19 protein-coding genes are annotated in these 20,012 nt (G+C 67.3%); 7 read left to right on the top strand and 12 right to left on the bottom strand.

What is annotated here, in order from left to right; translation table 11 throughout:
• Positions 1-328 precede the first annotated feature (328 nt).
• Both ABDC78_RS11155 and ngg read left to right on the top strand, forming a co-directional pair.
• Positions 329-2,134 (top strand): N-acetylglutaminylglutamine amidotransferase, encoded by a 1,806-nt coding sequence (locus ABDC78_RS11155; RefSeq protein WP_178362278.1) that lies wholly within the window; start codon positions 329-331, stop codon positions 2,132-2,134.
• Positions 2,131-3,924, top strand: a complete 1,794-nt coding sequence (gene ngg / locus ABDC78_RS11150) for an N-acetylglutaminylglutamine synthetase (protein WP_178362277.1) — start codon at positions 2,131-2,133, stop codon at positions 3,922-3,924. Before ABDC78_RS11155 ends, ngg begins: the two co-directional genes overlap by 4 nt.
• Before the next feature lie 5 nt (positions 3,925-3,929).
• Here the strand turns inward: ngg and ABDC78_RS11145 are convergent, their stop codons facing one another.
• From ABDC78_RS11145 to map, 3 genes are all read right to left on the bottom strand, one after another.
• Positions 3,930-4,502 (bottom strand): alpha/beta hydrolase, encoded by a 573-nt coding sequence (locus tag ABDC78_RS11145; RefSeq protein WP_178362276.1) that lies wholly within the window; start codon positions 4,500-4,502, stop codon positions 3,930-3,932.
• Between the two features lie 63 nt (positions 4,503-4,565).
• Positions 4,566-5,237, bottom strand: a complete 672-nt coding sequence (locus tag ABDC78_RS11140) for a hypothetical protein (protein ID WP_178362275.1) — start codon at positions 5,235-5,237, stop codon at positions 4,566-4,568.
• Between the two features lie 20 nt (positions 5,238-5,257).
• Complete coding sequence (map, locus tag ABDC78_RS11135; protein ID WP_178362274.1) at positions 5,258-6,115, bottom strand: type I methionyl aminopeptidase; 858 nt, start codon at positions 6,113-6,115, stop codon at positions 5,258-5,260.
• A gap of 61 nt (positions 6,116-6,176) precedes the next feature.
• On the opposite strand from map, the gene ABDC78_RS11130 reads away from it, so the two are divergent.
• The gene (locus tag ABDC78_RS11130) at positions 6,177-6,563 is read left to right on the top strand and encodes a PaaI family thioesterase (RefSeq protein WP_178362273.1); all 387 of its coding nucleotides are present in this window, start codon (positions 6,177-6,179) and stop codon (positions 6,561-6,563) included.
• Between the two features lie 11 nt (positions 6,564-6,574).
• On the opposite strand, the gene ABDC78_RS11125 is transcribed toward ABDC78_RS11130, so the two are convergent.
• Positions 6,575-7,177 carry a TetR family transcriptional regulator gene (locus ABDC78_RS11125; RefSeq protein ID WP_178362272.1) on the bottom strand — a complete coding sequence of 201 codons (603 nt, stop codon included), beginning with the start codon at positions 7,175-7,177 and terminating at the stop codon, positions 6,575-6,577.
• Between the two features lie 82 nt (positions 7,178-7,259).
• Between ABDC78_RS11125 and ABDC78_RS11120 the strand changes: the two genes are divergently transcribed.
• Both ABDC78_RS11120 and ABDC78_RS11115 read left to right on the top strand, forming a co-directional pair.
• A complete protein-coding gene (locus tag ABDC78_RS11120; protein ID WP_178362394.1) occupies positions 7,260-8,291 on the top strand; it encodes a DUF1214 domain-containing protein in 1,032 nt (343 codons plus the stop codon).
• Positions 8,288-9,460 (top strand): sulfotransferase, encoded by a 1,173-nt coding sequence (locus tag ABDC78_RS11115; protein WP_178362271.1) that lies wholly within the window; start codon positions 8,288-8,290, stop codon positions 9,458-9,460. Before ABDC78_RS11120 ends, ABDC78_RS11115 begins: the two co-directional genes overlap by 4 nt.
• Before the next feature lie 7 nt (positions 9,461-9,467).
• Here the strand turns inward: ABDC78_RS11115 and ABDC78_RS11110 are convergent, their stop codons facing one another.
• From ABDC78_RS11110 to dxr, 7 genes are all read right to left on the bottom strand, one after another.
• On the bottom strand, positions 9,468-10,070 hold the full coding sequence (locus tag ABDC78_RS11110) for a DUF1707 domain-containing protein (RefSeq protein ID WP_178362270.1): 603 nt from the start codon (positions 10,068-10,070) through the stop codon (positions 9,468-9,470).
• A gap of 66 nt (positions 10,071-10,136) precedes the next feature.
• Positions 10,137-11,951, bottom strand: coding sequence for a penicillin-binding transpeptidase domain-containing protein (locus ABDC78_RS11105; RefSeq protein WP_178362269.1), 1,815 nt, complete (start codon positions 11,949-11,951; stop codon positions 10,137-10,139).
• 114 nt (positions 11,952-12,065) lie between these two features.
• The gene (locus ABDC78_RS11100) at positions 12,066-12,731 is read right to left on the bottom strand and encodes a GNAT family N-acetyltransferase (RefSeq protein WP_178362268.1); all 666 of its coding nucleotides are present in this window, start codon (positions 12,729-12,731) and stop codon (positions 12,066-12,068) included.
• Positions 12,732-12,758: 27 nt separating this feature from the next.
• Positions 12,759-13,613 carry a GNAT family N-acetyltransferase gene (locus ABDC78_RS11095; protein WP_178362267.1) on the bottom strand — a complete coding sequence of 285 codons (855 nt, stop codon included), beginning with the start codon at positions 13,611-13,613 and terminating at the stop codon, positions 12,759-12,761.
• A 58-nt stretch (positions 13,614-13,671) separates the two neighbouring features.
• Complete coding sequence (gene ispG, locus ABDC78_RS11090; RefSeq protein WP_347133495.1) at positions 13,672-14,823, bottom strand: flavodoxin-dependent (E)-4-hydroxy-3-methylbut-2-enyl-diphosphate synthase; 1,152 nt, start codon at positions 14,821-14,823, stop codon at positions 13,672-13,674.
• Between the two features lie 14 nt (positions 14,824-14,837).
• A complete protein-coding gene (locus tag ABDC78_RS11085) occupies positions 14,838-16,079 on the bottom strand; it encodes a M50 family metallopeptidase (protein ID WP_178362265.1) in 1,242 nt (413 codons plus the stop codon).
• A gap of 21 nt (positions 16,080-16,100) precedes the next feature.
• Positions 16,101-17,273, bottom strand: a complete 1,173-nt coding sequence (gene dxr, locus ABDC78_RS11080; protein ID WP_178362264.1) for a 1-deoxy-D-xylulose-5-phosphate reductoisomerase — start codon at positions 17,271-17,273, stop codon at positions 16,101-16,103.
• A 185-nt stretch (positions 17,274-17,458) separates the two neighbouring features.
• Between dxr and ABDC78_RS11075 the strand changes: the two genes are divergently transcribed.
• Entirely contained in the window at positions 17,459-18,145 is a 687-nt protein-coding gene (locus tag ABDC78_RS11075) for a fasciclin domain-containing protein (RefSeq protein WP_178362263.1), read from the top strand.
• A 230-nt stretch (positions 18,146-18,375) separates the two neighbouring features.
• Positions 18,376-18,957, top strand: a complete 582-nt coding sequence (locus ABDC78_RS11070) for a fasciclin domain-containing protein (protein WP_178362262.1) — start codon at positions 18,376-18,378, stop codon at positions 18,955-18,957.
• Positions 18,958-18,987: 30 nt separating this feature from the next.
• On the opposite strand, the gene puuE is transcribed toward ABDC78_RS11070, so the two are convergent.
• Positions 18,988-19,908 carry an allantoinase PuuE gene (puuE, locus tag ABDC78_RS11065; RefSeq protein WP_178362261.1) on the bottom strand — a complete coding sequence of 307 codons (921 nt, stop codon included), beginning with the start codon at positions 19,906-19,908 and terminating at the stop codon, positions 18,988-18,990.
• Positions 19,909-20,012: the final 104 nt, after the last annotated feature.

Raw genomic sequence — 20,012 nt, 5'->3', positions numbered from 1 at the left:
AGCGCCGCGACACCTGTTGCGATCTCGTCGACCTCCGACCATTGGCGTCTGCGTCGCCAGCGGACTTTCTCCCACGCCTATACAAACTGCCATGTTCAAAGGTAGGACACCAGACCATTAGACGATCTGGTGTGTGTCCGCACCACCGGGGCGTCGGTCGGATCGAACCCCGCGACATTCCGGCCGACGGTGTGTGACGAGCCTCTCGCCGCCGACTCCCGACGCGGGTTTGACCTGCTCTGCGTCGGGTATCTGACCCCAGCCGGGTCCCGACGCAGGGCACTCGGTCGGATCGAGGAACCGCCGACACTGGAGTAGGGTCGAACAGGTGTGTGGAGCCACCGGCGAGGTACGCCTCGACGGAAAAACCCCAGATATCAGCGCCGTCGCTGCGATGGCGGAGGTCATGGTCCCGCGTGGACCCGATGCCGCGGGAGTGTGGTCGCAAGGCAGGGTCGCTCTCGGGCACCGGCGCCTGAAGATCATCGATCTGTCAGAGGCCGGAGCACAGCCGATGGTCGACTCCGACCTCGGCTTGTCGATCGCCTGGAACGGCTGCATCTACAACTATCAGCAGCTGCGCGACGAACTCCACGGTCACGGCTATCGCTTCTTCTCCACCAGCGACACCGAGGTGCTGCTCAAGGGCTACCACCACTGGGGTGACCGCTTCGTCGACCACCTCCATGGAATGTTCGCCTTCGCCATCGTCGAACGGGACAGTGGCCGGGTGCTGCTCGGCCGGGACCGGCTGGGCATCAAGCCGCTCTACCTCGCCGAGGATCCAAACCGGATCCGGTTCGCATCCTCGCTGCCCGCACTGTTGGCCGGCGGTGGCATCGACACCCGGATCGATCAGGTGGCGCTGCACCACTACATGACCTTCCATTCGGTGGTACCGCCCCCCCGCACGATCCTGCGCGGCGTCAGCAAGGTGCCACCCGCCTCTCTGGTTGCCATCGAGCCCGACGGGACCCGCACCACCACGACATACTGGGAGCCGGACTTCACCCGTCGCGACGACCGTGCCGACTGGTCGGAAAAGGACTGGGAGGACGCCGTTCTGGAGTCGCTTCGGGTCGCCGTGAAACGGCGGCTGGTGGCCGACGTGCCGGTGGGCTGTCTGCTCTCGGGTGGTGTGGACTCCAGCCTGATCGTCGGTCTGCTCGCAGAAGCAGGACAGCACGGTCTCAAGACCTTCTCGATCGGCTTCGAGTCCGTCGGCGGTGTGAAGGGCGACGAATTCCACTACTCCGACATCATCGCCAAACGCTTCGACACCGACCACCACCAGATCCGCATCGACACCGCCCGGATGTTGCCCGCGCTCGACGGCGCGATCGCCGCGATGAGCGAGCCGATGGTCAGCCACGACTGCGTGGCTTTCTACCTGTTGAGTCAGGAAGTGTCCAAGCACGTCAAGGTCGTGCAATCCGGACAGGGCGCCGACGAGGTGTTCGCCGGCTATCACTGGTACCCGCCGATGGGCGAGCCGGCTGCCGCGTCGGTGGCGGGTTCGCTGGCCAGCTACCGAGCGGCGTTCTTCGATCGGGACCAGTCGGCCTACTCGTCGCTGGTGTCGCCTGCCGTCGCCACCGCTGACGACCCCAGCGAGTTGTTCGTCGCCGAAAACTTCGCCCGTTCCGGCGCGCAGACCGGCGTCGACCGGGCGCTGCGCCTGGACAGCACCGTGATGCTGGTCGACGACCCGGTCAAGCGCGTGGACAACATGACGATGGCGTGGGGACTGGAGGGCCGAGTGCCCTTCCTCGACCACGAGCTGGTTGAACTGGCAGCCACCTGCCCACCGCACCTGAAGACCGCCCACGAAGGCAAGGGTGTGCTCAAACAGGCTGCTCGCCAAGTGGTTCCCGCCGATGTGATCGACCGGCCCAAGGGCTACTTCCCGGTGCCCGCGCTCACCCACCTCGAGGGTCCGTACCTCGATCTGGTCCGCGATGCGCTCTACGCGCCCGAGGCCAAGGAGCGCGGACTGTTCCGGCCCGAGGCCGTGGAGAGGCTGCTCGCCGACCCCAACGGCAAGCTCACGCCACTGCGCGGCAACGAGCTGTGGCAGATCGCGCTCCTCGAACTGTGGCTGCAGCGGCACGGCATCAACGGGCCCGCCGCATGACCGACCCCGTTCCCCGACCGGATCCCGATCAGGATCACCCGGAGGGCATCACCCTCGCCCTCCACGACGCCTCGCCGCCGCACATGGTGGACGCCATGGCCGACGACGTGGTTCTCGAACTCGGTTGGGGCCGACTCATTTTCGGCCAGACCTTCGCCGACCCGGAAAAGCTGGCGGAGGTGCTCCGCCAGGAGGGGCACGGCCGCCGCGACATCTGCATCTACGCGCGCGAACCCCACGTTCTGGTGTCGAAAGCCCCAGCCGAGCTGTTCATCGACCCGAGCCACACCTACCGGCTGCGGTTCGCCGACAGTGACAGCAGCGGACCGGCGCTCAGCGGGTTCAGCGTGCGCACGCTGCAGAGTCGCGAGGACGCCGACGAGATGAACCGCGTATACGTACGCTGCGGCATGGTGCCCGCACCTCTGGATGTCATCTGGGACAACCACTCCCGCCAGCCGTCGGTGGACTACCTCGTCGCCGTGCGAGACGGTGACGGCGCGATCCTGGGCACGGTGACCGGTGTCGACCACGAGGCGCTGTTCTCCGATCCCGAGAACGGCTCGAGTCTGTGGACGCTGGCGGTGGATCCGACGGCGAGCGTCCCGGGGGTGGGCGCGGCACTGACGCGCAAACTCGGCGACATCTACCGGGACCGCGGCCGCGCCTACATGGATCTGTCGGTGGCACACGACAACAACGCCGCGATCGCGCTCTACGAGAAGCTCGGGTTCACCCGGGTGCCGGTGATGGCCGTCAAACGCAAGAACGCGATCAACGAGCCGCTGTTCACCCATCCGCCGGAGACGGTCGACGATCTCAATCCGTATGCGCGGATCATCGCCGACGAGGCCATCCGTCGCGGGATCTGGGTCGAGGTGCTCGACGCCGAAGCCGGTGAGATCCGTCTGTCGCACGGCGGGCGCAGTGTCGTGACCCGGGAATCGTTGTCCGAGTACACTTCTGCGGTCGCGATGAGTCGGTGCGACGACAAGCGCCTGACGCGCCGTCTGGTCTCCGACGCCGGAATCACCGTGCCCAAGGGACGCCTTGCGACATTCGACGACGCCGACCACGAGTTCCTCGCCGAGGTGGGCGACGTCGTCGTCAAACCCACCCGTGGCGAACAGGGCAAAGGGATCACGGTGGGGATCAACACCGCCGAGGAGCTCGACGCAGCGCTGGCCCGGGCGCGTGAGCAACATCCCGAGGTGCTCATCGAGCAGCGAGCCGAGGGGGACGACCTGCGGCTGGTGGTGATCGACGGCAAGGTGGTGGCCGCCGCACTGCGCAGGCCCGCCGAGGTCACCGGCACAGGGCGCCACACGATTCGGGAGCTGATCGACGCGCAGAGCCGCAGGCGCGCCGCCGTCACCGGCGGAGAGTCGCGGATTCCGGTCGATGCGGTCACCGAGGCCACGGTGCGGGAGGCGGGCTGGTCGTTCGACGACGTCCTGCCCGAAGGCGAGCGACTACGCGTACGCCGGACAGCGAACCTGCACCAGGGCGGAACCATCCACGACGTCACCGCCACGGTGCATCCGGACCTGAGGTCGGTGGCCATCGCCGCGGCCACCGCGATCGGCATTCCGGTGACGGGCATCGACCTGCTCGTCCCCGACGTCACCCAGCCGGCATATGCGTTCATCGAAGCCAACGAACGGCCCGGTCTGGCCAATCACGAGCCACAGCCCACCGCGCAGGCGTTCGTGGATTTTCTCTTCCCCGGCCAGCCCGGTCTGCCGCAGGCCTGGACGCCGGACGAGATCGACCGCCCCGAGACGGCCTGACGCCGTCACCAGGTGCTGGTGCGCATCACGATCTCGGCGGCCAGTTGCGCTGTCGAATCAGCCGCGTTCCGTCGGCCCAGAAGCTCGACTACCCGGTAGTCGCCGTAAACGAATCGCTGGCTGGCCCTGGCGACCGCCCGCGCGGCGTTGGTGCTGACCAGCGCTGTGGTATTCAGCTCGACCGGCGGGCAGTTCTCGTCACGGATCACCCCGGCAAGATCGGCGACCTTCGGGTGGCCACGATCGATGACCACCAGCCCGATGAACCGGTCGAGCCGCGTCGCGGCCAACTCCCACGCCAATTCCGCGCCCAGCCGGTCTCCGACCAGCAACGCCCATCGCACGTCGAGTTCGTCGAGAATCCCCACCACCGACTTGGCCGTCAGCCGCGGATCCGCGCCGACGACAATGGTCTTCAGCGAGGCCGTGTGCAGGCGCTCGCACACGGCCGCATACGCGGCGGGCGCCTGGTGCGCCGCGGCCAGCAGCACCACGGCCGATCCCTTGTCGGGTCCGGTCACCTCGACGGGCACGGCGACACCGTCGACGGTGATCGTGGCAGTAGGCGGAGAGGGCACGGGCGTCACGCTACAGGCAGCAGCGGATCCTTCGGGCAGGTTTTCCCGCTCTGGACACGCGGGTCAGACCGCTTCCATACGTTCGGCCTGTTTTCCGGTGATTTCCAAAAAAGTCTGCGGGAGCGTGCCTTTGACGGGTATCGACGGATCCTCGGTGGGGAACGCGATGGCGAAGACCGCCATCGATCCGACGTTCTCGAACGAGAAGTACACACTGTTCTGCTGGCCGCCCAGCGACATCGTCTGCCGATAGACAAGAGCATCCTGGCGCGGAGTCTGCAGCCGCTCGGTGGTCACGGGGATGCCGGGATCCGTTGGCTCGAAGAACGTCTTGTATTCGGCGCAGCGCTCGGCGGTGGCAGCCAACCGCTCGAGATTCAGCGGCCAGGTCAACACCGTGAGAACCATCCGCGCACCGTCGTAGGCGGCCATGTACTCCGCAGCGCTGCCCGCGCCACGCTCAGCGGTGGACGCGATGTCGCGGGTCAACCCGTCGGTGCAGCCCTGAGGCGAGGAGAGCATCGGCGGGGGGCCGCCTGCGCCGTCCTCCTCGCCGGCGTCCCTGACGATGCGCTCGTACCGGACGCCCGGCGGGAAATCGGCGGCGGTGAGCATCGCCCGCTCCAACTTGGCGCCGGGCCACACCGCGGCACCGCTGACCAGGTGTGAACAACCCGCGAGTAGCACCGTGATCAACGTCGCCGCGGCAGCCGTCGTCACCTGCCGCCCGGTCATCTCTTCAGGCTACTCACGCGTCACAACTGGGTGAGGATCTCCGCGCCGGAATCAGTCACCACCAGGGTGTGCTCGAACTGCGCCGTCCACTTCTTGTCCTTGGTGGCCACTGTCCAGTCGTCGTCCCACATCTCGTAGTCCAGGGTCCCCAGGTTGATCATCGGCTCGATGGTGAACGTCATTCCCGGTTCGAGCACGGTCTCGACCGCCGGCTGGTCGTAGTGCAGCACCACCAGCCCGTTGTGGAACGTGGTGCCGATGCCGTGGCCGGTGAAGTCCCGAACCACGTTGTAGCCGAACCGATTTGCGTACGCCTCGATGACCCGGCCGACGATGGAGAGCGCCCTGCCCGGTTTGACCGCCTTGATCGCGCGCATGGTGGCCTCATGGGTGCGTTCGACGAGGAGGCGGTGTTCCTCGGAGACATCGCCGGCCAGGAAGGTCGCGTTGGTGTCGCCGTGGACGCCGTCGATGTAGGCGGTCACATCGATGTTGACGATGTCGCCGTCCTCCACCACCGTCGAGTCAGGAATTCCGTGGCAGATGATCTCGTTCAGCGACGTGCAGCACGACTTCGGAAAGCCCCTGTAGCCCAGGGTCGATGGATACGCACCGTGGTCCACCATGTAGTCGTGGGCGACCCGGTCGAGTGCGTCGGTGGTCACCCCCGGGCGGACGGCCCTGCCTGCTTCGGCGAGAGCGCCGGCAGCGATCCGCCCCGCCACCCGCATCTTCTCGATCACTTCCGGCGTCTGCACCCACGGTTCGGAACCCTCTCGCGCGGTCGGCCGTCCCACATATTCGGGACGAGCGATCGACTTGGGCACCGGCAGCGTCGGTGACACCACACCGGGACGAAGGGCGGTCCGTACTGACATGACGCCAGACTATCGGGAGAATGGAACTCTCGTATGTGGAGAATGGTGCTAGCGTTCCGGCATGCAGGTCACCCCGGGACGTTTGTTCAGCCAACTGGACTTCCGAGATGTCGAGGAGTCCGACGAGCGCCTGGTCCTCGAGCTGGACAACCGCCCCGACCTGGTCAACAGACGCGGCGCGCTGCAGGGCGGGTTGGTGGCGACGCTCATCGACATCGCTGCGGGCCGGCTGGCCGACCGGCACGTCGGCCCCGGCCAGGATGTCACGACCGCCGACATGACGATCCACTTCCTCGCGCCGATCCTCGAAGGGCCGGCGCGCGCCGAGGCCACCGTCGTCCGTGCGGGTCGGCGGCTGTCGGTGATCGCGGTGGACGTCACCGACGCGGCTCGCGGCAGGCTTGCCGCCCGAGCCACGCTCAGCTTCGCCGTCCTCGAGCCGCGCTGAGCCTATGGGCGTCAGTCGACACTGAGGGCTGCGAGCGCACTGCGCACCCGCGCCGGCAGCGATCCCCCGTGCCTCAGCCAGTCGTCGAGGGCGATCCGGATCGAGGCCATCGTCAGCGCCCCGAGCAGTCGCGGCCGCGGATCGTCGGGCACCAGATCAGCGAACCGGGGTGTGACCAGATCGGCGATCACGGCCTCGTACCTGAGGTAGATCTGCAGCGTCCAGGCGCTGAACACCGGTGACGAGCGCGTCAACATCGCCAGGTCGCGAACCTGCCCGCTGATCGCATCGAATCCGTCGCCGAGATCCTCGAATGCCATGACCACCGCCTGGGCGGCCGGTAGCCCCGGCGGCTGTGCGGCGATCGCCGCCGTGATCCGATCCAGCCAGTGGGCGGTCATCCCGTCGGCGACCGCGTCCTCCTTGGCACTGAAGTAGCGGAAGAACGTGGCACGACCGACTTCGGCGGCGGCGGCGATCTGCTCGACGGTCACACCGGCCAGACCGTGGTCGGAGACGGTCTGCGCGGCGGCGGCCGCGATCCGCGCCCGGGTCGCACGTTGCCTGCGGACGGTCCAGCTCTCCGTCGATTTTCCACCTGAGACGCCGTCCATGATGAGACTATGTCTCATTGTGGACGCGAAGAGCAATCAATACGCACCGGCGGCGCTGGAGTCCTGGAGGTTCGTCCAGCAGATGCTCGCGGACCTCACCACCGCGGTCGCCGAGGAGGCGACCAGCGAACGCGAGTTGCTCGAGGGTCTTCGCGTGCTGTCGAAGGTGAGCGCGCTGTGCACCGAACTCTCGGTCGAGGCGGACCCGCACCGCCCGCACTTCTTCGACATGAGCACAGACACCAGGATGATCGGCGGCCCCAATCCCGACGGCCGCTATCTGCTCGCCATGATTCGTGGTGACCGTACCTACCGCATCACCGGGACGCGCGGCAGCAGCGCATATCTCGGGTTCCAGGTGCTCGCGGGCACCGGCCTGACACCGCGGCGGATGGCCGGCTACCTCAGCGACACCGAACTCGACTGTGAAGCCGGCGCATTCGAGATCGTGCTGTCACCGTCCGAACCACCGCCCGATGTCCTGGGTGACGCGCAATGGGTACGGATCCCGACCGACGCCTCGGCGATCGTGGTGCGCGAGTACATCGGCGACAGCCGCGACGAAGAACCCGCGTCGATGGCCGTCGAATGCCTGGACGGCGCAGAGCTGCAACCGATCTCCGACGCGGCGGCGGCCGAGGCGTTCACCGCGATGGCGTGGACCATCGTCAAGCTCGCCACCCTGCACCGCACCGTGAAGCCCGAACTGCTGACCCAGCCCAACACCCTGGTGACGGCCGCGGCTGCCGAACTCGGGGCCGCGGACACCACCCCCGACAACCTGTACATGATGGGCACCTTCTCGCTGGCCGACGACGAATCACTAATACTCGAATTCGCCCCGCCCGAGACGCGTTACTGGAACATCACCCTGGAGAACATCTGGCACGAGTGCCTCGAACCACGCCACCGGCACAGCTCGGTCACCAACAGGGGGGTCGAGCCGGACGACGACGGGAATGTCCGGATCGCCATCGGCGCCAACGATTTCGGTCACGGGCATTGGCTGGACACCGGTGGCCGGCAGCGTGGGTTCGTCATCCTGCGGTGGCTCGACAAACCCGATGCTCCGACGGTGCGCGCCGCGGTGCGACGCGGCGGAGCGACCGCGTGATCACCGGACGACTCGATCCCGACCGACTCGTCGAGCAGGCGTGCCAGACCGCGGGCAGTGACGACTTCGGCGACGACGACACCTGGCGCGAGGGGTTGAACCGGTTGTGCGACGGTCTGGTTCACGAGGCGAGACTCAACGACCTCGGGGTCGAGATCGCCGCCATGGACGTCGTCCGGGCGTTGACCGGCCGACTCCAGATCGTCCGGTGGCGCACGCAGAATCCCGATGTCGGCACCCGACCCGTGTGCCGGCCCATCTTCATCGTGGGTCAGCCGCGGACCGGCACCACGATCCTGTTCGACCTGCTGTCCCAGGATCCCGCCCTGCGCCCACCGCTGACGTGGGAGGTCGACAACCCCCACCCGTTACCGCGGCCCGAAACCTACGGCACCGACCCGCGGATCGCCGAGACGCAAGCCGCACTGGAGGTGTCGGAGCAGATCGTGCCGGGCCTGCTGGCCCACCACCCGATGGGCGCTCTGGTCGGGCAGGAGTGTGTGCGCATCACCGCGGCGCAGTTCTGCAGCATGATCTTCTCGGTGCAGTACCGGCTGCCCGGTTACTACCGGTGGCTGCTGTACGAGGCCGACCATGGACCGGCCTACCGATATCACCGAATGTTCCTGCAGCACTTGCAGTCCGCAGTCGCAGGCCAATGGCTGCTCAAGTCCCCCGCGCATCTGTGGCAGCTCGACAAGCTGGTGGCCGAATACCCCGACGCGCTGATCGTGCAGACCCATCGTGACCCGCTCAACGTCATCTCGTCGGTCAGCGCCCTGACCCATCACCTGCGCAGGCTTGCCTCCGACGACTCCTCGATCACCGACTGTGCAGCGCAGTCCTGCGAGGAGATCATCGTCGGGCTGGAACGGGGCATGACGCTGCGCGACTCGGGCGCCCTGGCGGGACAGAAGGTGATCGACGTGCAGTTCGCCGACTTCATGCGCGATCCGCTGGCGACTGTCGCCGGCCTGTACCGCGAACTCGGCCGCGACCTCGAACCCGGTGCCGAGATGCGGATGCGGCAGTACCTGGAGGACCATCCCGGCGATCGCGGTGGCAACAGATACCGATGGGCCGACACCGGCCTGGATGCCGACAAGGTGCGTGAACAGGTGCGCGGGTACCAGCAGCGCTACGGCGTGCCCGACGAGCCGATCAGGTAGAAGGCCGCTACGTCGAGCGAAGCGGGCGGCCCAACCGCCACGATTTGCGGGGACCGCGGATGTCCACCGAGCCGCCCACCACCTTGCCGGTGAGGATGACGTGCGGGTTGCCCTCGGCGGGGGCGTCTCTGCGGTGGTCGTGTGCGCTGCCCACATTGACCTCGACGTCGTCGATGGAGGCACTGGCACCATCGGGCAGCCGCAGCTCCAGGCCACCGAATTTCATGTCGAGTTCGATGACGATGATCGGTCCCGCGAACCGCGCGCGGGTCAGGTCGAGGTCGACCGACCCCATGCGTCGGTGCAGCGCCAGCCGGCTGGGCACCACCCACTCGCCTTGCCGCTTCAAGGATCCGAACACTCCCCGCAACTCGACGCGGTCCGCCGCCGACGTCACGATCGCACCCGGGCCGGGCAGGTCGCCCACAAGCGTGTCGAGGTCGGAGCGCAGCCGCGCCCTCGACACCATCGCCGAACGTTCCTCGAACTCCCCGATGTCGATCAGCCCGAGTGCGACGGCGTTGTGCAGCCGCCGCAGCGTGCCGTTGCGGTCGGCATCGGAGATCCTCATCTCGACCGCGTCGGAGTGGGCATGGTTGATATCGGTCATGGCGCCCTCCACGGTACCGCCGTCAACTGCAACAACCGGAAGAACCCGGTGTGATTCCGACGATTCTCAGCCGAGGTAGTCCGGCGGCAATTCGTCGAGCATCCCCTTGAGCATCCGCACGGCGTACTCCGAACTGCCGCCGCCGACGATCAGTGCCGAAAAGGCCATGTCGCCACGGTATCCGGTGAACCACGAGTGCGACCCGCCCACGAATTCGGCCTCACCGGTCTTACCGCGCACATCCCCCGCGCCCTGCAGGTCCTCGGCGGTGCCGTTGGTGACGACCAGCCGCATCATCGGCCGCAGACTGTCCACCACCTCGGGCGAGATGGGCGCGCCCTCACCGGTGATCTCGGTGTCGCGACCCTCGATCAAGTGCGGAACCGGGGTCCGGCCGGCAGCGACGGTCGCGGCGGCCATCGCCATGCCGAAGGGGCTGACCAGGACCTTGCCCTGGCCGAACCCGTCCTCGGTGCGTTCGGTCAGATTCACCGTCGGCGGCACCGATCCGCTGACGGTGTCGATGCCCTCGATGTTGTAGTCCGGGCCGATCCCGTACTGCGCAGCGGCCTGGGTGAGGCCACGGGGCGGCATCCTGCTGGCGAGCTCGGCGAAGGTGGTATTGCACGAGCTGGCGAACGCCCGCGACATCGGCACGGTCCCGAGATCGAAACCGCCGTAGTTGGGCACCGTCCGGTGGCCGATGTCCATCCGCCCCGGGCATCCGAGAAGCGTGTTGGGCGTGGCCATGTCACGTTCGATGGCCGCACCGGCGGTCACGATCTTGAACGTCGACCCGGGCGGGAACAGGCCCATCGTGGCGATCGGCCCCTCCCGGTCGGCAGACGCGTTCTGCGCGACGGCCATGATCTCACCGGTGGAGGGTTTGATGACCACGATCATGGCCTGCTTGCCGGTCGTGTCGACGGCATTCTGGGCGGCGTTCTGCACCGAGCGGTCCAGGCTGATGGTCACCGACGGCGCGGGGTCACCGGCCACCTCATGCAGCACATCGACGTCGACGCCGTTCTGGTTGACGGTCACCACGCGCCACCCCGCGGTGCCGTCGAGTTCGTCGGAGACGGCCGTCTTGACCTGGTTGACCAGAGCGGGCGCGAACGTGTCGTCGGTGGGCACCATCTCGGGCTGGGGCGTGATCACCACACCCGGCAGCGCTCCGATGGCCCCTGCCACCGCGTCGTGGTCGACCTGCCGCAACGTGATCAGGCTCAACGGGCTCTTCTTCGAGCTGGCCAGTTCGGCGAGCCGTTGCGGATCCAGCGTGTTGTCGAAACGGTGCAGGGCACCGACGACCGCCCGCGCGGTGGGCATCAGTTCGACTCCGGCAGCCCGGGCATCCAGGGCGAAGTGGTACCGGTATCCGGGCACCAGAACATCAGTGCCGCCGCGTTCGTTGACCGAGGCCCGGCGGGGCGCCTCGGCGCGAAGGGCGAGCGTCTGGTTCTCCCCCAGCCTGGGGTGCACACCGGTGGCGCTCCACCGGACCTCCCAGTTCCCCTCGTCTCGGACCATGTTGAGCTGTCCGTCGTAGGTCCATGTGCGGTCCTTGGGCAGATGCCAGGTGTAGCGGTAGGTGACGCTTCCGGTGTCCTCGGCGAACTTGGTGCTCAGGATCTGCGCGTCCAGTCGGGTCGCCTGCAGCCCTGCCCACACCTCGTTGAGCGCCGCCCTCGCGGCCTCCGGTCGGTCGCTCAGTTCGGCGGCCGTCGACGTGTCACCGACCGCCAGCGCGGCGAAGAACTCCTCGGCCGCGGGTTCGGGGCCGTTGGGCCGGGGTGTGCAGGCCGCGAGCGCGACGACCAACGCCGCCACCATCGCCAGGCCCGTTGCGCGTGATACTGATGAGAACAGAGTTGCCATTGAGGCTGATGTTACGAACTCGAGACCTCATTGCCGCGGAGGCGCACCGTCGGACGCGCCGAGATCCGACTCATGCGGTCGACGTTGCTCAACGCGGCCTGCCAAATTCGGCCCTCAGCCGTCGGCGGCGGGCGCACGCACCACCAGTGGCACCGCCGGGAAGTACGCGGCCATCTCCGAACGGGACGTGCGTAGCGCCGCGGTGCCGTAGCCGTGCTTGCGATGCTCGGGGTGGATCCAGATTCGGACGTCGACCTCGCCGTCGCACAGTTCGCCGAACACCATGCCGACTTTGGCCGTGCCGACCTCGGCCACCAGCCACACTGCTTCCTCGGCCGCGACCCGGGCGATGGCATCACGGATCTCGTCGCCGAGATCCCCCGCCGGCGTTGGGGTTCCGTCACCCGCCGAGCGCACATCGTGGGTACGCGCGGCGAAGATGTCCCGGTCGACATCGCCGGCGAAGGGTCGCAACATCAACCTGCGCGCGGACCGACCGGCCTGTTCGGTGGACGTGAAGGACAGGTCCCGACTGCTGAGGTTCTCCAATTCGGCGGCGATCCGGCGCCGCGACACCTTGGTGAGCCGGTCGAACGACAACCTCAGAACGGCTTCGGCCGCCGCAGGCGAGGTGTCGAGCAGATCGCCGAGGGCTTCGATCGCCGCGTCGTAGTCATCGGACGCGACCACCACGTCGAGCACCTCGTGCCGACGTTCGAGTGCCCGGACGAGCGCGCCGGCGATCGCCCGGCGTTCCACCGTGATGTCCTGCTCGGTCATGGAGTGAAGAGTATTCGGCCCCGGAGTTCAGTCCAGCAATACGGTGGCGAACGACCCGACCTCACTGAACCCGATCCGGGCGTAGGTCGCCCGCGCGACGGCGTTGAAGCTGTTGACATACAGGCTCGCGATGCGACCGCTGCCCACGATTGCGGCCGACAAGGCTGCGGTCCCGGCGGTCCCGATGCCGCGCCCCCGCCAGTCCGGATGCACCCACACGCCCTGGATCTGGCCCACGGCAGGTGACTGCGAGCCGACCTCCGCCTTGAACACGACCTGCCCGCGTTCGAACCGGGCCCATGCCCGGCCGGCGGCGATCAGCCCGGCGACTCGGCGCCGGTAGCCCCGGCCGCCGTCCCCGGTGCGCGGGTCGATGCCGACCTCGCCGATGAACATGTCGATGGCCGCCACGAGATAGGCGTCGAGTTCCTCGATCCGGACCGGCCGGACCGCCGGGTCGATCGCAGACACCGGTGGACCGTTCAGCGCCATCAGCGGCTGGTGTGCGCGGACATCGCGGGCCGGACCCCAGACGTGTTCGAGGCGCTGCCACATCGGCAGAACCAACTCGGCACGGCCGACGAGCGACGAGCATCGGCGCGCCTGACTCATGGCCTTGTCGGCGAACGCATTCAGATCGCTCAGCCCGCCCCGCAACGGGATCAGGTTCGCCCCGGCGTAACACAGTGATTCGCTGGCGCGGCGTCGCGTCCACAGTTCGCCACCGATCCCCGACGGCTCGATGCCGTGCTCGGCGACGCGGGAGGCAACCATGCACGACGCGACAGGATCGTCGTCGAGCACCCGGCGAACCGCGACGATGTCGCGCACCACCGACACCCTTCGCTCGTCAACGAGGCGAAAAAGCGGAGGAGCCGACATCTGGACTCTTTCTGCGACATACCTTGAGCAGCAAGCCCCGCGACGACGGGGCCGGACCTCAGCTTACGGTCACAACGGGTGAACCGCTGCCATCATCTGCGCCGCGTTCTTCGGCGATTCGCAGAGCCTCCTCGATCAAGGTCTCGACGATGAGCGCTTCGGGCACGGTCTTGATGACCTCACCCTTGACGAAGATCTGCCCCTTGCCGTTACCCGAGGCGACGCCGAGGTCGGCTTCGCGGGCTTCACCCGGCCCGTTGACGACGCAGCCCATCACCGCGACCCGCAGTGGGATCTCCATCCCCTCGAGCCCGGCGCTCACCTCGTTGGCCAGCGTGTAGACGTCGACCTGGGCACGTCCGCACGACGGACACGACACGATCTCCAGCCCGCGCGGCCTCAGATTCAGCGACTCGAGGATCTGGTTGCCGACCTTGATCTCCTCGACCGGCGGGGCCGACAGCGAGACCCGGATCGTGTCACCGATGCCCTTGGACAGCAGTGCCCCGAACGCGACGGCGGACTTGATGGTGCCCTGGAAGGCCGGCCCGGCCTCGGTGACCCCGAGGTGCAGCGGGTAGTCGCACTGCGCGGCGAGTTGCTCGTAGGCAGCCACCATGATGACCGGGTCGTTGTGCTTGACGCTGATCTTGATGTCGCCGAAGCCGTGTTCCTCGAACAGCGAGGCCTCCCACAGCGCCGACTCGACAAGCGCCTCCGGGGTGGCCTTGCCGTACTTCTTCATCAACCGAGGGTCCAACGAACCGGCATTGACACCGATGCGGATCGGGATTCCGGCTGCTCCGGCGGCCTTCGCGACCTCCTTGACCCGGCCGTCGAACTCCTTGATGTTGCCCGGGTTGACGCGGACCGCGGCACAGCCGGCGTCGATCGCGGCAAAAATGTACTTGGGCTGGAAGTGGATATCGGCGATGACCGGGATGTTGGCCTTCTTGGCGATCGCCGGCAGCGCGTCGGCGTCCTCCTGACGCGGGCAGGCCACGCGCACGATGTCGCAGCCCGACGCAGTCAGTTCCGCGATCTGCTGCAGGGTTGCGTTGATGTCGTGGGTCTTGGTGGTGCACATCGACTGCACCGCGATCGGATGGTCGCTGCCGACCCCGACATCCTTGACCATGAGCTGGCGGGTCTTGCGGCGCGGGGAAAGCGTGGGCGCCGGTGGTGCGGGCATCCCCAGCCCGATGGACATCGTCATGGATTCTCCTACTGGAAGAGTCTGATGGGGTTGACCAGGTCCGCGGTGACGGTCAACAACATGTAGCCGGCCACCAACACCAGCACGACGTAGGTCGCGGGCATCAGCTTGAGGTAGTCGACCGGGGCGGCGGCGACCCTGCCGCGCGCCGACCGGATCAGGTTGCGCAGCTTTTCGTACACGGCGATCGCGATGTGACCGCCGTCGAACGGCAGCAGCGGAAGCAGGTTGATGGCGCCGAGCACGAAGTTCAGCTGTGCGAGGAAGAACCAGAACGCCACCCACAAGCCGGCGTCGACGGTGTCGCCACCGATGATGCTGGCGCCGACGACGCTGATCGGGGTCTCGGGGTCGCGCTCGCCACCACCGATGGAGTTCACCAGCGCGCCGATCTTGGTGGGTATCTTGGCCAGCGCCTTGCCCAGCTCCACTGCGAGGTCGCCGGTGAAGGCGATGGTCCCCGGTACTGCGGAGAGAGGGTTGTACTGGGTCGGCCCGAAGTAGGCGCCGGTCACGCCGATGGTGCCGACAGCGGTGGAGACCGGCTCGGCCGCCCCGTCGTCACCGGCGACAAAGCGCTGACTCGGGGTGACGTCGACCAGCGTGGTGAACTCACGGGTCTGACCGGCCTCGTCACGCTGCACCGTGAACGTCGTCGGCCCGTCCAGCGGGCGCACGGCCGTGACCATCTCGTCGAAGGACGACACCGGGGTGTCACCGACCTTGACGACGACGTCGCCGGCCTGGATGCCGGCCGCCGCCGCCGGGCTGGAGGCGATGCAGTCACCCAGATTGCCCTGTGTGACTTCGGATTTCACGCACGACGTCTCGCCCACCATCGCGTTGGTGGGCGGGTGCAGGTTGGGCAGACCCCAGATGACCGCGATCCCGTAGATCAACACCAGACCGATGACGAAGTTCATGGCAGGTCCTGCGGCGAGCACGGCAACCCGCTTCCAGGTCTTCTGCCGGTACATGGCGTACGGACGCTCGTCCGGCGTGAGTTCCTCGACCGAGGTCATACCGGCGATGTCGCAGAAACCACCCAGCGGGACCGCCTTGACGCCGTACTCGGTCTCCCCCAGCTTGTTGGGCCTGCGCGTGGACCACAGCGTCGGGCCGAAACCCACGAAGTATCGGCGGACCTTCATGCCGGTCGCCCTCGCGACCCACATGTGGCCGCACTCGTGCAGCGCAACCGACAGCAAAATGGCGAGTGCGAAGAGCACGATGCCGATCGTGAACATCATGTTGTGGCGGATCCCTGTCTGCTACCGGTTACTACCTGCGGGTTCGCGCTCGACCGCACGCCGGGCCCGGTCACGGGCCCAATCCTGCGCGTCGAGCACGTCCTCCACGGTAGCTGGTTCCGACGACCACTGGTCGGCAGCGCGCAGCACGTCGGAAATGGTTCTCACGATCGCAGGGAACGGGATGCGTCCTCGGAGGAAGGCTTCTGCCGCCTCTTCGTTGGCGGCGTTGTAGACCGCTGTGAGGCATCCGCCGCCGCGACCGGCTTCGCGGGCCAGGTCGACCGCCGGGAAGACCGCGCTGTCCAGCGGTTCGAACTCCCAGGTCGAGGCCGTCGTGAAATCGCATGCCGACGCGGCGCCGGCGACCCGGGAGGGCCAGCCCAGCGCCAGCGCGATCGGCAGTTTCATGTCGGGCGGGCTGGCCTGGGCAAGCGTCGAGCCATCGGTGAAGGTCACCATCGAGTGCACGATCGACTGCGGGTGCACCACCACCTCGATCCGGTCGTAATCGATCCCGAACAGCAGGTGGGTCTCGATCAGCTCGAGGCCCTTGTTGACCAGCGACGCCGAGTTCAAGGTGTTCATCGGCCCCATCGACCAGGTGGGATGCGCGCCCGCCTGCTCGGGGGTGACGTCCTCGAGCTGCGCCGAGGTCCAGCCCCGGAACGGCCCTCCCGAGGCGGTCAGAACCAACGCGGCCACTTCATCGGCGGCACCACCCCGCAGGCACTGCGCGAGCGCCGAGTGCTCGGAGTCGACGGGCACGATCTGACCGGGCGCCGCCGCCTTGAGCACCAGCGGACCACCCGCGACCAGGGACTCCTTGTTGGCCAGCGCCAGCCGCGCACCGCTGGTCAGGGCAGCCAGTGTCGGCTTGAGGCCCAGCGCGCCGACGAGGGCGTTGAGCACGACGTCCGCCTCGGTGTCCTCGACGAGCCGGGTGACAGCCTCGGGCCCCGAGTGGGCGACGTCGCCGATCGCCGCGGCGGCGACGGGATCGGCGACGGCGATGTTGGTCACCCCGGTCTGCTGGCGCTGTCGCGCGAGCAGATCGGGATTGCCCCCGCCGGCCGCGAGCCCGACCACCTCGAAACGGTCCGGGTTCTCGGCGATCACCTCGAGCGCCTGGGTACCGATGGATCCCGTACTACCCAGGATGAGGACACGAAGCCGTCCGTCGGATGCGGTCACCGGACCATTGTGCCGCTCGCAGCAGGCGTCCTGCGGGTAAGCCCGAACACCGGTGGGACGGCCCTCGTTTTATTACGTGAATGTGACGTAGCACTCTCAGACCGATCCTTTGTGGCCACAGCTGGGAATCACCTGTGTCAGCTCAGGACGGGCGACCATGTCCGTTCATGAAGGGATAGGAAAACATGAAGGTAATTCACCGGAAGTCAGCTGCGGTTGCGGGTCTTGCCGCATTCGCCATCTTCGGCGCGGCGGCATGTTCGAGCGAGGAAGCCGAGAGCAACGTGTCCTCGGCCACCTCTGCGGCCGAGTCGGCCGTCGACTCCGCGACCGGCACCGAGGAGACCCCCACGACCACCGCGATGGCCGATCCCGCCGCCAATCTGGTCGGCTCCGGATGCGCGGCCTATGCCGAGCAGGTTCCGGAAGGCCCCGGTTCGGTGGCAGGTATGGCCATGGATCCGGTGACCGTCGCGGCGTCGAACAACCCGATGCTCGCCACGCTGACCCAGGCGCTCTCGGGCCAGCTCAACCCGGACGTGAACCTCGTCGACACGCTCAACGGCAGCGAGTTCACCGTCTTCGCACCGACCGATGATGCGTTCGCCAAGATCGACCCGGCGACTCTCGAGACCCTGAAGACCGACTCGGAGCTGCTGACCAGCATCCTGACCTACCACGTGGTCCCCGGTCAGGCTGCACCCGACGCCGTCGCCGGTGAGCATGCCACGGTGCAGGGCGCGAACCTGAACGTCACAGGTGCGGGCAATGACCTCATGGTCAACGACGCCGGACTGGTGTGCGGTGGCGTGCAGACTGCCAACGCAACCGTGTACATGATCGACACGGTGCTGATGCCCCCGGCCGCATAAGCACGCCGACCAACCAGCACAGCTAACCAGAATCCCCCGGTACGCCTTCGGCGTTCGGGGGATTCTGTGTGTCCAAATGCTTTGCAATCAACGTGATCCCGCAAAAGTGCCGACAAATTTCAGGCCGGCCACCCATCCGTTCCGCAACCCGCGTCGAATACCGGAGGTAACGATTCGGTACAACACAGTGGCCGCCTTGACGGTCGATGGAACGAAGGGAACTCGAGGACATGACGGTAAACGGAAAAGCATTGGCGGGAACTGGATTCGCAGTGGCTGCGGCGATCGGCCTGTCGTTGGGATCGGCGCCGATGGCCGGTGCTCAGCCGGCCGGCCCGGGTTGTGCGGCCTACGTGCAGCAGGTCCCGATGGGTCCGGGTTCGGTGGAGTCCATGGCGATGGAACCGGTTGCGGTTGCCGCGTCCAACAACCCGCTGTTGACCACCCTGACCGCAGCCGTCTCCGGACAGCTCAACCCAGAGGTGAACCTGGTCGACACCCTCAACGGCGCCGAGTTCACGGTGTTCGCGCCGACCGACGAGGCGTTCGCCAAGATCGACCCCGCAACCATCGAGACGCTCAAGACCGACTCCGAGTTGCTGACCAACATCCTGACCTACCATGTGGTTCCGGGACAGGCCGATCCGATGCAGGTCATCGGGACCCATCCGACGGTGCAGGGCGCCGAGCTGACCGTCACCGGTGAGCCCAACCACCTCATGGTCAACAACGCCTCCGTGGTCTGCGGTGGCGTGCAGACCGCCAACGCCAAGGTCTACCTCATCGACACGGTGCTGATGCCTCCGGCGTAACGCCGAAGCACGAACGTCGAGGGGCGCGGGTCACGGCGCTGGGAAGTGCTCGATCCAGTGACGTGCGATGTCGATACGGCGGGTGATCCAGACCCGTTCGTGAGACTGCACGTGGTCGAGAAACCTCTCCAGCGCCGCGATGCGGGCGGGCCGACCCACCAGTCGGCAGTGCAGCCCGATCGAGAGCATCTTGGGCGCTCCGGCCGCCCCCTCGGCGTACAGCACGTCGAAAGCGTCGCGCAGATGGGCGAAGAACTGTTCGCCGGTGGGAAAACCGCCCGCGATCGCGAAGCGCATGTCGTTGGTGTCCAAGGTGTACGGGACGACCAGGTGGTTCGTCCCGTCCACCGCGGTCCAGTACGGCAGATCGTCGGCGTAGGAGTCCGAGTCGTAGACGAAGCCGCCGTGTTCGACCACGAGCCGACGTGTCTGCGGCGAATCGCGCCCGGTGTACCAGCCGAGCGGGGCTTCGCCCGTCACCTCGGTCATCATTTCCACGGCCTCGAGCAGGTGTGCGCGCTCGACCTCGGGTTCGACGAGTTGATAGCTGATCCAGCGCAGGCCGTGGCAGGCGATCTCGTCGCCGCGCTCCCGGAATGCCGACACGGCCTCGGGATTGCGCGCCAGCGCCAGCGCCACCCCGAAGACCGTCAGCGGCAACCCGCGTCGGTCGAAGGCCCGAAGCACCCTCCACAACCCGGCCCGCGAGCCGTATTCGTACAGCGACTCCATGCTCAGGTGGCGGTTCGGAAATGGTTGAGCGGCAACAATTTCGGACAGGAACGTCTCTGACGCCGAGTCCCCGTGCAGCACGTTGCTCTCCGCACCCTCCTCGTAGTTCAGCACGAACTGGACCGCGATCACGGCGTCGTCGGGCCACTGCGGGTGGGGCGGGTGAGGGCCGTAGCCGATCATGTCCCGCGGATAGCTGCCGGCCGGCCCCAGAGTCATCCAGGCATTCTGGCAGGCGCGCAGCGCCTCCGTCGGCCCGCGTGTTGATCCGATTTCCCCGGTCCTTGGTTTCTTTATCGGAAATTGCGGGCAGCATCAATGCC

Source organism: Mycobacterium sp. DL (assembly GCF_039729195.1).
In the GTDB taxonomy this organism is placed as follows: domain Bacteria; phylum Actinomycetota; class Actinomycetes; order Mycobacteriales; family Mycobacteriaceae; genus Mycobacterium; species Mycobacterium hippocampi_A.
The sequence above is the reverse complement of the archived record's forward strand: the minus strand, read 5'-3'. Positions and strand labels throughout refer to the sequence as shown.